8 protein-coding genes are annotated in these 14,314 nt (G+C 71.5%); 1 reads left to right on the top strand and 7 read right to left on the bottom strand.

Features of this window, described 5'->3' with window-relative positions; genetic code table 11:
* Positions 1-318: 318 nt before the first annotated feature.
* The 7 genes from ACY34J_RS09260 to ACY34J_RS09230 form a co-directional block, all read right to left on the bottom strand.
* A complete protein-coding gene (locus ACY34J_RS09260; protein ID WP_462725960.1) occupies positions 319-3,255 on the bottom strand; it encodes an NHLP bacteriocin export ABC transporter permease/ATPase subunit in 2,937 nt (978 codons plus the stop codon).
* 1 nt (position 3,256) lies between these two features.
* Positions 3,257-5,383: an NHLP family bacteriocin export ABC transporter peptidase/permease/ATPase subunit gene (locus ACY34J_RS09255; protein ID WP_462725961.1), complete on the bottom strand. Its 2,127-nt coding sequence runs from the start codon at positions 5,381-5,383 to the stop codon at positions 3,257-3,259.
* Between the two features lie 236 nt (positions 5,384-5,619).
* On the bottom strand, positions 5,620-6,426 hold the full coding sequence (locus ACY34J_RS09250; protein ID WP_462725962.1) for an HlyD family efflux transporter periplasmic adaptor subunit: 807 nt from the start codon (positions 6,424-6,426) through the stop codon (positions 5,620-5,622).
* Positions 6,427-6,649: 223 nt separating this feature from the next.
* The gene (locus ACY34J_RS09245; RefSeq protein WP_462725963.1) at positions 6,650-6,904 is read right to left on the bottom strand and encodes a hypothetical protein; all 255 of its coding nucleotides are present in this window, start codon (positions 6,902-6,904) and stop codon (positions 6,650-6,652) included.
* A gap of 559 nt (positions 6,905-7,463) precedes the next feature.
* Positions 7,464-8,720, bottom strand: a complete 1,257-nt coding sequence (locus ACY34J_RS09240) for a VWA domain-containing protein (protein WP_462726065.1) — start codon at positions 8,718-8,720, stop codon at positions 7,464-7,466.
* Positions 8,721-8,737: 17 nt separating this feature from the next.
* Positions 8,738-11,323: a DUF5682 family protein gene (locus ACY34J_RS09235; protein ID WP_462726066.1), complete on the bottom strand. Its 2,586-nt coding sequence runs from the start codon at positions 11,321-11,323 to the stop codon at positions 8,738-8,740.
* 239 nt (positions 11,324-11,562) lie between these two features.
* The gene (locus tag ACY34J_RS09230) at positions 11,563-12,690 is read right to left on the bottom strand and encodes an ATP-binding protein (RefSeq protein WP_462725964.1); all 1,128 of its coding nucleotides are present in this window, start codon (positions 12,688-12,690) and stop codon (positions 11,563-11,565) included.
* 148 nt (positions 12,691-12,838) lie between these two features.
* Here ACY34J_RS09230 and ACY34J_RS09225 point away from each other — a divergent pair, with 148 nt between their 5' ends.
* Positions 12,839-14,254, top strand: coding sequence for an SWIM zinc finger family protein (locus tag ACY34J_RS09225; protein WP_462725965.1), 1,416 nt, complete (start codon positions 12,839-12,841; stop codon positions 14,252-14,254).
* Positions 14,255-14,314: the final 60 nt, after the last annotated feature.

Genomic DNA, 14,314 nt, shown 5'->3' with positions numbered 1-14,314 from the left:
CGCGCGTCCGTCCCTTTGCGAATTTTTGATCACCGCTGTCGTGGTGATGAGCGGTGCGTTCCCTCGGTGGGCGTGCCGCTACGGGCAGCGTGACTACGCGGTCACAACGGAGGCGTACACGTTGGCCGAGTACGCGGCATGTCCGTCTCGCAGGTTATCCCCGTACGGCGCAGGGCCGTAAATCACAGGTCACATGTGAGCGGTGATTACGCTCACAAATTCGCGTGGGTGCGGCGCGGCGCCGTGCGAGCGCGGTGCGTTACGGATTCGGGGCGGTTTTGTGTGACTGATGGTGATGCCGGGCCGCCCAGCCGTTGGTCACCGAATCTGGCGGCGGACCAGCTCATGGAACAGACCGCTGGTATCGGCGAGCAGTTCGGCGGGCGTCCCCTGCTGGACGACCCGCCCGTCCGACATGGCGATGACCCGGTCGGCGTCCATGATCGTGGACAGCCGGTGGGCGATCACGATGCGGGTCGAGCGCAGGGCCCGGGTGGACTCGATGACCACGCGCTGGGCTTCGTTGTCCAGCGCGCTGGTGGCTTCGTCGAAGAACAGGATGCGCGGCTTGCGGATGAGGGCCTGGGCGATCATCAGCCGCTGCCGCTGGCCGCCCGAGATGGTGCCGCCGCTGTCGGACAGCATGGTGTGCATGCCCATGGGCATGGCCTTGATGTCCTCCGCCAGGCCCGCCATCGCGGCGGCCTCCCAGGCCTCCTCCAGCGAGTACATCTCGGCGCCGCAGATACAGTCGAGGATCGAGCCGCTGAAGGGCTCGGCGTTCTGCAGTACGACGCCGCACTGACGGCGCACGGCTGCCTGGTCGAGCGCCGCCAGGTCCTGCCCGTCGTACAGCACGCTGCCGGAAAGGGGCTTGTCGAAGCCGATGAGCAGCCGCAGCAGCGTCGACTTGCCGCAGCCGCTGGCCCCGACGATCGCGACGAACTCACCCGGCCGCACCTGGAAGCTGACGTCGTCGAGTACCAGCGGGCCGTCTTCGGTGTACCGGTAGGACAGGTTCTTGGCCTCGATGACGCCGCTGAGCGTGCCCGGTTGGGTGCTGGAGCCCCGTACCTCCGGGGTCTCCTTGAAGATCGGCTTGACCTCTTCGAACATCGGCTGGACACCGGCGGCCGACAGGAGCGCGCCGGTCAGCTGTGTGACCGAGGACAGCATCATCGTCACGGCGGTGCTGAAGGTGAGGAAGTCGCTGGCGGACATGGAGCCGCGGGCCGGCCCGGCCAGCAGCATGAACATCACGAGCGTGCACAGCGGCAGATAGACCGCGTTGAGCACCGTGATGACGTTCTTGATCCGGCCGACGCGCTGCTGCAGCTCCCGGGTGCGGGCGAACTCCCGTGCCCAGGCGGCGTAGGCGAAGCTCTCGGCCGCGGCGACGCGCAGCTTGGGCAGCCCGCGCAGGGTCTGGAACGCCTGGTTGTTGAGCTTGTTGCCGAGCTTGATCAGCTGCCGCTGATAGCGCAGCTGCCATAGCCCCAGGCCCATGAAGACCGCCGCGATGACGAGCAGCATGGCGATCGCCGCCATCGCCAGCGGCACGCTGTAGATCAGCAGCAGCACCAGGTTCATCGTGCCGACGGTGCCCGCCTGTACGACCACCGAGCCGATGCCGGAGAGCACGCGGCGGATGGCGCTGATGCCCATGGCCGCGCTGGCCAGCTCGCCGGTGGAGCGGCCCGCGAAGAACTTCGTCGGCAGCCGCAGCAGCCGGTCCCACACCGCCGGCTGCAAGGTGGCCTCGATCCGGCCCTCCATCCGCAGGATGGAGATGTTCTGCAGCAGCATGAAGACGGCCGAGACGACGCTGGTGGCGATGATCGCCAGCGCGGTCTGCACGATCAGGCTGTTCTCGGCGTTGGGCACGTACTCGCCCAGCACCTTGCCGGTGGCGATGGGGACCAGCGCGCCGAGGCAGACCGCGACCAGCCCGCCCAGGATCAGGCTGCGCAGATCCGTACGCGTACCGCCGATGCTGAAGCGCAGCAGCTGCAGCAGGCCCAGCGGCCGGTCGGGCAGCGGGCGGTAGAACATCACGGCGCGCGGTTCGAACGCGTCCTCGTTGCCCTTGCCGATGCGTTCCCGCTCGCCGGTGGCGGGGTCGACGGCCTCGTATCTGCCGCGCCGCCACAGCAGCGCGACCGGCGTCCCGTCCTCGGCTCGATGGCCCACCAGGGGTCCGCTGTACTGCTGCCACCAGCGCCCGCCGAGTCTGACGACGCGGGTGCGGATCCGCGAGGCGAGCGCGATGCGTTCGACCGGGTTCAGCCGCCCGGGGGCGGGGCCCGCCTCGCCCGGTTCGGACAGGGTGATGCGGGCTTCCTCAGCGACCAGGCGGCACACGGCGAAGGTCGCGTCGTCGCTCGCGCGGTGGCGGGAGTCCTTGCCGGAGCGGCCGATGGAGGCCAGCAGCGCCTGGTTCGCCTGGGTACGGGCGGTCTCGCCGGCCTCGATACCGGCCGCCGTACGGTCCTCGTGGGCGCGCTCGAGCTGCTCGATCCAGCGGTCCAGGGCGTTGAGCAGCCGGAACTGCTGGTCGACCATGCCCTGCCACATCGTCCCGTCGACGAGCAGGGTGCCGGCTGTGCCCTCGTCGTACCCCTCGTACGCGGCGCCGTACTGCACGCTGCCGGGGGTGATCTGCATCCACAGAACGTCGTCGTCGGCGCCGCCCTGGTCGGGGGTGGCGCGGCTGTCCAGCGGTGCCTGGTAGAGCACGCGCAGGCCGCGGCCGATGCCGAGGGCGAAGGCGTTCTCCAGGGGGCTCAGCTGGGCCTCGGCGGCGCCGTACTGCCCCTGGTCGGCGTACCACTGCCCGGCGTAGAACTGGCCGGTGTCCCACTGGTTGGTATCCCTCCCCCAGACTTCGTCCGGGGAGACCCCCAGGTCGCCGTATTCGGGGCGGTACAGCTCGCGCAGCTCGATGCGGCGCAGCCAGCACCCCTGCAGGGGCCGGCCGATGAGCGTGTGCTGGGGGCCCTCGACCGGGCCCAGGAGCAGGGTGCCCGCCTCGAGCCGGCCCAGGAAGTGCCAGTGCCCCGCCTGCGCGGCGTCCACGGCGAACAGGTCCATGGCACCGTCCAGGACGAGCCACAGCACGAGCGGGCCCTCCAGCGACAGGCTGCGCATGCCCGTGCAGTCGACCGCGGTGCCCAGTTGGCCCAGGGCCGCGACGACCGGATCCGCGGCCTGGCCCTGCTGTGCGCCGAAGGCCGTGGCGTCATGAGGGGACGTCACCTCAGTGCTCCTTGACCAGTTCGGCGTACGGGCCCTGCGCGGCGACCAGGTACTCGTGCCGGCCGCGTTCGACGACCGTGCCCCGGTCGAGCACGACGATCTCGTCGCTGTCGCGCACCGTGCTCAGCCGGTGGGCGATGACCACGCAGGCGCAGCCGCGGCGGCGCAGGTTGTCGATGATGATCTGCTCGGTCACCGCGTCCAGGGCGCTGGTGACTTCGTCGAGGACCATGATGCTGGGGCGGCGCACCAGCGCCCGGGCGATCTCCAGGCGCTGGCGCTGGCCGCCGGAGAAGTTGCGGCCGTCCTGCTCGACGCGGCTGTGGATGCCGCCGGGGCGCCGCGAGACCACGTCGTAGACCGCCGCGTCCTGAAGGGCGGCGATGACCGCCTCGTCCGGGATCGAGGGATCCCACAGCGCCACGTTGTCGCGGACGGTGCCCTCGAAGAGGAAGACGTCCTGGTCGACGAAGGAGACGGAGGCGGCCAGGGCGCCGCGCGGGATGTCCTCCAGCCGCATTCCGTCGATGCGGATGGTGCCCTCCCAGGGGGCGTAGAGACCGGATATCAGCCGGGAGACAGTGGACTTGCCGCTGCCGGAGCCACCGACGAGCGCCACCTGCTGCCCGGGGCCGACCGAGAGGGAGAAGCCCTTGAGCAGAGGGGCGTCCAGGGGGCTGTAGCCGAAGGTGATGTTGTCCAGCTCCACATGGCCCTTGAGGCGGCGGGTGCTGGCGGCGGGCTCGCGGCGGGAGAAGAGGGGGTCGACGGGGAAGTTCTCGACGTCTTTGAGGCGGGCGACGTCGGCCGCGAAGTCCTGGATGCGTCCGGCGACGCCGTTGAGGCGGGTGATCGGTGCGGTGAAGCTGGTCACCAGGGCCTGGAAGGCGACGAGCAGACCGACGGAGAGATGCCCCTCCACGGCCCGCAGGCCGCCGATCATCAGAATCAGCGCACTGTTGAGCGTGGCCAGCGTGGGCGCGACGATCGCCAGCCATGCGCTGGGCACGCCCAGTTGCTGCTGCACATCGAGGGTGGTCGCGTGCTGTCCGGACCAGCGGCGGAAGAAGCCGTTCTCGCCGCCGGTGGCCTTCATCGTCTCGATGAGCTGCAGCCCGCTGTAGGAGGTGTTGGTCAGCCGGGCGCTTTCGGCGCGCAGCTTCTGGGTGCCGATGGCCCGTACATGGATCACGATGCGCATGGCGACGACGTTGAGCAGCGCGATGCCGATGCCGAGGACGGTCAGCTGCGGGTCGTACGTCCACAGCAGCAGCGCGTAGAGCACGACCACCACGGCGTCCACGCCCGCGGCGGCCAGGTCCCGGGCGAGGGTCTCGGCGACCGCGTCGTTGGACTGCAGGCGCTGGACCAGGTCGGCCGGGTTGCGCTGGGAGAAGAAGGTGACCGGGAGTCTGAGCAGATGCCGCAGGAAGCGGGCACTGCCCAGAGTGGAGGAGATGATGCGTCCACGCAGCAGATTGGCCTGCTGCAGCGAGGTGAGCGTCGCGGTGAGCACCAGGGCGGCCGCCATCGACGCGAACAGCACGCCCAGCAGGGACGTCTGGTTCCCGATGAGGAACATGTCGATGTACGTACGGCTCAGCGCGGTCACCCACGTGCCGACGACCACCAGCAGAAGGCTGGAGATCACGGCGGCGAGCATGGTGCCCGACGTGCCGCGCAGGCGGGCCGGCATGGCGCCCATGACGCCCGGCTTGCGGCCGCTGCGGCGGAAGCCCTGGTCGGGCTCGAAGGTGAGCACGACGCCGGTGAAGCTGGTGTCGAACTCCTCCATGGGGACGAACCGGCGGCCCTTGGCCGGGTCGTTGATGTACACGCCCCGGCGGCCGAAGCGGCGGCCCATGCCGTCGTAGACGACGTAGTGGTTGAACTCCCAGAAGAGGATGGCCGGGGCGGGCACCTCGGCGAGCGCGGCCAGGTCCATCTGCATGCCCTTGGCCTTGAGGCCATAACTGCGGGCCGCCTTGAGGACGTTGCTGGCGCGGGAGCCGTCGCGGGAGACGCCGCAGGCGATCCGCAGCTCTTCGAGCGGGATGAAGCGGCCGTAGTGGCCCAGCACCATGGCCAGCGCTGCGGCACCGCACTCCACCGCCTCCATCTGCAGCACGGTGGGGGTGCGTACGGTCCTGACCTTGGGGGCCTTGGCGACGGGCCTGCCGCGCTGAGCGCGGCGCCTGTTGCCGCCCGCCGGTTCCGGACGGCGGCGGCGTGCGCCGCTTTTGGGTTCGGGGCGGTGGCGGCGGCGTCCGGCGGGCGGGAGTTGGGGGGCTGAGCGCTGGGACCGGGCCTGGGCCCGCGCCTTCCCCCGGCTACCGCTGGGAGGTGCCCCCTGCTGTGGGGCGGTCACGGCAGCAGCCAATCGAGGGGGCGCTGTGCGGAGAGGTGGACGGCGCCGGAGACGGGCGTCGTGGAGTCGACGGCGTACGGGGGCCCGTCCGTGGAGGACCACTTGTAGCCGGACTTGGTGGCGGAGGACCGCTCCAGCCGCACCAGCACCGCGACCGGGTTGCCCTGCCGGGAGAACTGCGCGGCGAGCTGTCTGTCGCCGAGGAAGCTGCTGATCTGCGCCTGCGTCTGGGGGGCGCGGCCGACCGCCTTGACGCGGCCGCGCAGTACGCCGAACTGCTGCTGGGGGACGGACTGGACACTCAGGTCGACCGAGGCCCCCACGGGAATCGTCGAGGCGCTGCCGCCGGGCACGTACAGCATGGCCACCAGCGGTTCGTCCGGATTCTGCACCCGTTCCACGGTCGCCACGTCCGCGCCGGTCGTGACGACCGAACCTATCTTGGCGACCAGTGTCGTCACCCGGCCGCCCGCCACCACGCGCACGGCCTGGTCGCCCTTGTCCGTACGGACCTTGAGCAGAGCCGCACCCGGGGACAGCATCTGGCCCTCTTTGGCCAAGACTGCGGTGACCTGTCCCGCGACGGGGCTCTGCAGCATGTAACTGCCCTCGGCGCGGGTGAGGATGCCGGGTGCGTTCAGCTTGGAGGACACGGAGCCGGTGACGGCCCAGAAGCTCGCGATGCCCATGATGATGACCGTGACGGCCAGTACGAGGCGGCCCTGCGGCCGCGCGAAACGTACGGGCAGATCGAGTTCTTCAGGCGATTGCAGCTTGGAAAGCGCCTTTTGGCGGAACTGCACGAACTATTCCTTCAACTGCATTCGTCGAGGTCAGGTCAACAAGGGCTGACCGTAACACGGGACCTGAAAGCACACGGATGCCGCCCGCCGGCCATGGCCGTGAGCAGCCATGAACCCCGGAAGCGGGGGGCTCCGGGGTTCATGGGAAATCTGACGGGTGCGCACGCGCGTGCGTCAGATCATTCATGGCCCCAAATGATGGAGCCCGGTGACGTATCTCTGCTCAGATGCCGGCGAGGCCGGTGACAGCGGAGGTGTCGACCGAAACGCCGGTGACGCCGGAGGCGATGCCGGGGGCGGCGGCGGCGAGGCCCTGAACGGCGCCGACGGTCTGCAGGGAGCCCGCAGCGTTGGCAATGTCGCTGGTGGCGGCGCCGGCCAGGCCGCCCTGGACGGACACAGCGCCGTTGGCCAGGCCGCCGGAAACGGCGTCCAGCTCGGCGTCGGCGATCTCACGGGTCTCGAGGTCGTTACGCATTACGCGTATTCCCTTCACTTTGGGGGGACTGTTTCACAAATGACGCGGAGCGGGCCGCAACAACGACGGTCCGACCACTAGCGCGACAGCCCGACCGAAACTCGGTCGCCATTCTTAGGACTGCCGCAGTGGCCAAGATGAAATCACGCGAACGGGCTACCCGGCCAACCCCGTTGACAGGCTGTGGCGTGCAGCGCAGCGCCTCAGGCGATGAGCACGCAGCTTCCGTCACCGAATTACGACAACTTCTTCGCAGGATCGAGTAACAGATTCGCGGGCTCTTTCACTCGCCCAGGACATAGCCGGACACACTCGGATCAATCACATGGGTCATTTCCGTCAAATCGCCGGGCAATGAAAGGCGAGTGAAAGGCGCGTGCCCCGGTCACGCACAGGATGTGGAGGTTTGCTGAAAGCGGCGTTGGGTGACGGGGCCACAGCGCCACATGGCGGCCCAGACCACCCCATACGGAACCTGTACGCCGCTGGTTCACATCTCCCTCGGGCCCAGTCCGTTCCAGGTGGGCGGCGAGCTCGGTGGCACCGGAAGTTAACGGTGTTACCGGTGGTTCGTCATGTCTCTTACAGGAAGCGGACGCCTCTCGATGGCGGCCGCCATCACATCCGGGAACAAGTCCGGTGTACAGGCGAACGCCGGGGCACCGAGGGCGGCGAGGGCTGCCGCATGCTCGCGGTCGTAGGCCGGCGCGCCCTCGTCGGAGAGCGCGAGCAGCGTCACGAACTGCACGCCCGACGCCTTCATCGCGGCCACCCGCTTCAGCATCTCGTCGCGTATGCCGCCCTCGTAGAGGTCGCTGATGAGAACAACGATGGTGTCGGCGGGCCGGGAGATCCGGGACTGGCAGTACGCGAGCGCCCGGTTGATGTCGGTGCCGCCGCCGAGCTGGGTGCCGAACAGGACGTCCACCGGGTCGTCGAGCTGGTCGGTGAGGTCGACCACGGAGGTGTCGAAGACGACGAGGCGGGTGGCGATCGACCGCATCGAGGCGAGGACCGCGCCGAAGACCGAGGCGTAGACGACAGAGGCGGCCATCGACCCGGACTGGTCGATGCACAGGACGACTTCCTTCTTCACGCTCTGCGCGGCGCGCCCGTAGCCGACCAGGCGCTCGGGGACGACGGTGCGGTGCTCGGGCAGATAGTTCTTGAGGTTGGCTCGGATGGTGCGGTTCCAGTCGATGTCCCGGTGACGGGGGCGGCTGATCCGGGCCGACCGGTCCAGGGCGCCGGTGAGTGTGGCGCGGGTGCGGGTCGCCAGCCGCTTGTCCAGGTCCTCGACCACCTTGCGGACCACCGCACGGGCGGTCTCCTTGGAGGTCTCCGGCATGGCCTTGTTGAGGGACAGCAAGGTGCCGACGAGGTGAACATCGGCCTCCACGGCCTCCAGCATCTCCGGTTCCAGGAGCAGCGCGGACAGTCCGAGCCGGTCGATGGCGTCACGCTGCATCACCTGGACGACGGAAGTGGGGAAGTACGTGCGGATGTCGCCGAGCCAGCGGGCCACGGTGGGGGCGGATGCGCCGAGCCCAGCGGACCGGCCGGCCCCGTCAGCGCCCTTGCCCGTGCCACCGGCGCCGCGGCCACTTCCGTAGAGCGCGGCGAGTGTCCGGTCCATCGCGGCGTCGCGACCGGTCGGCTCGTATCCCGTGCCTCCACCGGACTCCGTCCGAGGGGACCCCCCCGCCTCCCCGCCGAGCACCAGCCGCCAACGCCGCAGCCGCTCATCTCCGGCGGCGGCACCGGAGCGGGCACCGTCCTCCCCCGGCCCGGCCGCTTGCCCGTCGCGAGGCTCCATCTGCTTCTGCGTGTTCGTCATCGAGCCACCCCCTCATGGCCGTTGTGTTGCCTGTTGTTGTGGTCTTGTTCGCTGTGGTGCCCGTCGTTGTGGTTCCGGGTGGGGTCGCCGAGGTCGAGCAGAACGCGAAGGGCCGGCAGGACGGCCGCGGCACGCTCCGCGTCGAGGCCGGGCCCGAAGCCGGGCGCGGTGGCGTCGGACGTGCCGGGCCCCGGCGTGCCGGGGGCGGCGGGACCCCGCCGTACCAGTTCGCCAAGGGTGCGGCGCACGCCCGGCTCATAGTCGGCGAACGTCCGGCGCAGCAGCGGCAGTACGTCGGTGAACGCGTCCGCCGGGACGTCTGTCAGCCATGCGTCGACCAGCGAGAGCAACCGCTCGTCGTGGACGAGCAGCATGCCGCCGCCCGCGCCGCCGATGAACCCCTCGATCCAGGCGGCGGCTTCGGCCGGTGGTGTGCCTGGCGAGAGAGCCAGGCCCATGAGGCGGGCGGCCTCCTCCTCCGCGAGCCGCCCGTCGTCCAGGAGCAGCCGGGCGGCCCGCCCGCGTATGGCGCCGGGCACGCTGTCCCTCCCGGCGAGTGTGCCCAGTACGGCCGCCCATCGCTTCCGCAGATCGCCGTGCCGGGCAGCCGCCTGGGACTCCGCGAGGAGGCCGACAGCCTGATGCGCCGCGTCCACATGGCCCCGCATCTGCGCGGCGCCGTCCGCGTCGAGCCCGACACATGCCGGCGGCAGGCCGATGAAGACGCGCTCGGCCAGGCCGGCCGCCACGTCCGCGAGTGCGGCGGCATCGGTGCCGCGGACGTCGCCGTACCGCACGGAGCGGACCAGGGCGGGCAGCGCCTGTGCGAGGTGGCCGACGTCGGCGTCCAGTGCGGCCCGGTCGGCGAGCACCCGCATGACGACGGGCAGGGCGTCCGGGAGTTCGGCGAGCAGGCAGTGCTCGGCGAGCGCGGTGACCTCGACGAGGGACGCGGCCGCGGCGGCCTCTCCTTCGGCCTTGGCGGTGGCTGCCCCGACCACGGTCGTGCCCCACACCCCGGCCTCGGCGACGCGCACCGACAGCTCGGGCTCCCAGCGCAGCCGCCAGGTCTCCCGGAAGGTCCCCAGCCCGGCGCGGGAGCGCGTCGGCTCGCCCCAGTCGATTCCGATCAGCCGCAGCCGGTGCAGCAGTCGGCTGCGGGCGTTGTCGGTGTCCTTGCGCAGATCGAGTTCCAGCTCGCGCTCCAGCGCCTCGGGCTTGAGGCGGAGTGCGCGCTGGAGGCGGGTGAGGTCACGTTGCAGCGGCACGGCGGGCGCCGACTCCGGCACCTCGCCCAGGACGTCGCCGACGACGAGCCGGTCCTGGATGAGCGCCAGCGGCACATCGGAGCCATCGCACATCACGGCACGGATCGCGTCGGTCGTCTCCACCAGCCCGGCCAGCGGCCGGCCGCGCATGGCGGCGAGGGTGTCGGCGAGCCGCACCGCCTCGATGACGTGGGCGGAGGAGACGGGGTGATCCTCGGCGCGGAGGAGGCCCGCGACCTTGGTCATCCAGCGTTCGATTGAGCGGTCCGGCACGTTGAACAGATGGCCGTACCAGCCCGGGGAGGCGATCCCGGCGCCATAGCCGCTGTGCCGGGACAGCCTGCGGTGGGTCCAGGGCACCCACGTGAGCTCGACCTTGGCCTTCGGCAGCCCCTTGAGCAGTTGCCGGTCGGCGGCCACGGTCGTCCGCCGGCTGAGGGCGGGCACATGCCAGGCTCCGCAGACGACGGCGATCCCGTCCCCGAACTCGCGCCGCGCCTCGCGCAGCCGCAGCCGCATATGCGCTTCCCGTGCGGGGTCCCGGTCGTGGCCGCCGTCCCCGTATGTCTCACGCAGGGCGGCCATGGCGTCCGCGAGCGCGGCGAACGGAGCCGTGGCGTCCGCCTCCGCCGCCGGGGTCCCGTCTCCGTCGGCGCTCTGCCCCGATGTACCGTCAGCGCTTCGAGAGGCCTGGCGAGACCGGTGCTCGACGACGTCCTCCCACCAGCGCTCGGGGTCGTCGTAGCCTGCGGTCTCGGCGAGCACGGCGATGGGATCGATCCGTACCGCTTCGGCAGGATCCACGTCGTGGCCATCGGCCGGCTGCCCGTCCGTATCCGGGCACCCGTCGGCCTCAAGCAGCCCGGCCGGACGGTCGGCGGCACCAACCGGTTGCTCCATGTCATTTTGAACGTCCGGGTGTTGAGGACCTGCCTGGTCAGAGGGCTGCTGTGAGCTGTCCGGGTCCTTCGAGCCTTGGGGGCCGCTCGTGCCGTCGCCGCCGTCCATCGCGAGCGTGTGCGCTGCCGGAAGGTCGATGAAGCGCACCGGGACGCCGCGCTCCAGCGCCCACCGGATCGCCACCCACTCCGGCGAGAACTCCGCCACCGGCCAGAACGCCGCGCGGCCGGGATCGTCCACCACGTGCGCGAGCAGGGCGACCGGTGGCCGCATGCCCTCGTCCGCGGCGAGAGCGACGATGGCGTCCGCCTCCGGCGGCCCCTCGATCAGTACGGCCTTCGGCTGCTGCTGATCGAGCGCGGCCCGCACGGCCCGCGCCGACCCCGGGCCGTGGTGCCGCACCCCGAGCAGCAGCGGCTGCCGGGCTCCGGTCGGCTCCGAGGCAGCGGAGCGGGACCGCCGCGTGGCACCCGGCCGGCCAGGACGCTCGGCGGCCTCGCGGCCGGCCACCCGCTGCGTGGCCGTCCCCGGTGCCACAGCCGGCCCGTCGGCAGGTGGTACGGCGCGCTCCTCGCGGGCTGCCGCATTGCCGGACGGACCGGTGCCGCCGGCCTCCGTCAGCGCGCCGTACGCCAAAGCCGCCGCGGTCGCCGTCACGCGCTCACCTCCCGGCAGGCGCGGTAGAAGTCCTTCCAGCCGTCGCGCTCGCGGACGACGGTCTCCAGATACTCCTGCCAGATCACCCGGTCCGCGGCCGGGTCGCGGACGACGGCGCCGAGGATGCCGGCCGCCACATCGCCCGGCCGCAGCACCCCGTCGCCGAAGTGGGCCGAGAGTGCGAGCCCGCCTGTGACCACGGAGATGGCCTCCGCCGTCGACAGCGTGCCGGAAGGCGACTTCAGCTTCGTACGGCCGTCGGATGTCACACCGTCCCGCAGCTCACGGAAGACCGTGACGACACGGCGGATCTCGTCGATGCCGTCCGGGGCGGCCGGCAGGTCGAGCGAGCGGCCGATCTGGTCGACGCGGCGGGAGACGATGTCGACCTCCGCGTCGGGCGTGGCGGGCAGCGGCAGCACCACCGTGTTGAACCGGCGGCGCAGGGCGCTGGAGAGGTCGTTGACGCCACGGTCGCGGTCATTGGCGGTGGCGATGAGGTTGAAGCCGCGGACGGCCTGGACTTCCTGCCCCAGTTCCGGGATGGGCAGGGTCTTCTCCGACAGCACCGTGATCAGGGTGTCCTGCACATCGGCCGGGATGCGGGTCAGCTCCTCGACTCGGGCGATCATTCCCTCGGCCATGGCCCGCATGACCGGGCTGGGCACGAGGGCGTCCCGGCTGGGGCCGTTGGCGAGCAGCCGGGCGTAGTTCCAGCCGTAGCGCATGGCCTCTTCGGGAGTGCCGGCGGTGCCCTGGACCAGCAGCGTCGAGTCCCCGCTGATGGCCGCGGCAAGGTGCTCGGACACCCATGTCTTGGCGGTGCCGGGGACTCCGAGGAGCAGCAGCGCGCGGTCCGTGGCGAGGGTGGTGACAGCCACTTCCACGATCCGGCGCGGGCCGACGTACTTGGGCGTGATCACGGTGCCGTCCGGGAGCGTGCCGCCGAGCAGATACGTGGCGACAGCCCACGGCGACAGCCTCCAGCGCGCGGGCCGCGGGCGGTCGTCCGCCGCCGCGAGTGCCGCGAGTTCATCGGCGAAGGCGTGCTCGGCGTGAGGCCGGAGCGCCTCGTCGGCAGCGGTCGCAGTGGTGGTTTCGGACACGGGTCCCCCTCTTCGCATGACGGGCGGCCCACACCCCGTAACCCGTTGGGCCGCTTGCGTTTTCCACCGTGCACCACCCCTCTGACAATGAACCTCCGGTGCCGAGCTGTCATGGCGAATTGGCAGGTCAGACGGATTGTCAGTGCCGGGTCGTACCGTCGTGGCCATGCTGGGATCACACGGGGAAACGTCCTCGAACTCCCCGGAGCAGGGGGCTCGTTGGACGGCAGAGCAGGTGCTGGCTCTCGCTCCTGACGCTGCGTCACGCAAGGCGGGGAGCAGGCTCGGCGCGGCCGGGCCCTGGTCGGGGACGGGCGCGGGCCAGGGCGCGGTGTGGGGGCTGTGCAAGGGCAGCGGAAGCAAGCCATACCAGACGGTGGTGGCCCTGCACGACGCACAGGCGGGCTCCGGGCCGGGCTACACGTGCAGTTGCCCGAGCCGGAAGTTCCCGTGCAAGCACGCGCTGGGGCTGCTGGTTCTGTGGGCGGCGGACAAAGCGGCCGTGCCGGAGGGAGAGCCGCCGGAGTGGGCCGGGCCGTGGCTCGACAGTCGCAGGCAGCGGGCCGAGCGCAAGGCCGCCGGCCGAGCGGCGGGCCGCAGCGGCGATCCGGCGGCGGCGCGGCGCCGTGCGGAGCAGCGCGCGGAGCTCATGGCGGCGGGCGCCTCGGAGCTGGAGCAGCGGCTTGCGGATCTGCTGCGGGGCGGGCTGGCGGGGGCGGACCGGGCCGGTTACGCCGCGTGGGACGAGATGGCCGCGCGCATGGTCGACGCGAAGGCTCCGGGACTGGCCGGGCGGGTAAGGGAGTTGGGTGCGATAGCTGCCTCGGGACCGGGCTGGCCGGCGCGGCTGCTGGAGGAGTGCGCGCTGCTCCACCTGCTGGACCAGGGTTTCCTTGGCCTCTCCCGGCTTCCGGTTCCACTCGCCGCCACGGTGCGGGCGCGGGCGGGCCTGACGACGGAAGCGGCGCAACTGCTGGCGGAGGGGACCGGTGTCCGGGACCACTGGCTGGTCCTGGCCCAGAAGGACAGCGACGATGGCAAGCTGACCACACGCAGGACATGGCTGCGCGGTGCGGATTCGGGGCGGCCGGCCCTGCTGCTGTCCTTCGGCGCGGCGGGCCGCGCGCCGGAGCTGAGCCTTCCCACGGGCCTGGCTCTGGACGCGCACCTCGCCTACTACCCGGGCTCACGGCCGTTGCGCGCCGCGCTCGGCGATCAGTTCGCCCCTCCGTCTCCGGGCGGCATCCCGCCGGGCTCGGATGTGGCGACCGCCCTCGCGGCGTACGGGGAAGCGCTGCGGGACGACCCGTGGCTGGACGCCTGGCCGGCCGTCCTGTCCGGCGTCGTGCCGATACCCGGGCCGGACGGCTGGCAGGTGGCCGATGCGGTGGAGTCCGCCGGGCCGGGGGCCGGAGGCGACGCCCTTCCGGTGGACGCCCGGTGCCTGGGCCGTACGGGCCTGTGGCAGCTCGCCGCGGTCTCGGGCGGCCACCCGGTGACCGTCTTCGGCGAGTGCGGGCACCGCGGCTTCACACCGCTGACGGTGTGGTCGCCCGACACGGGCGAGGCGATACCGCTGTGAGCGCGCCGGCGCCCGCCGCCGGCCCGGCCACGGCACTCCTCCGCGGTCGGCGCGCGCGCC

The sequence above is a fragment of the Streptomyces sp. HSS9-12 genome, assembly GCF_054963655.1.
The sequence above is the reverse complement of the archived record's forward strand: the minus strand, read 5'-3'. Positions and strand labels throughout refer to the sequence as shown.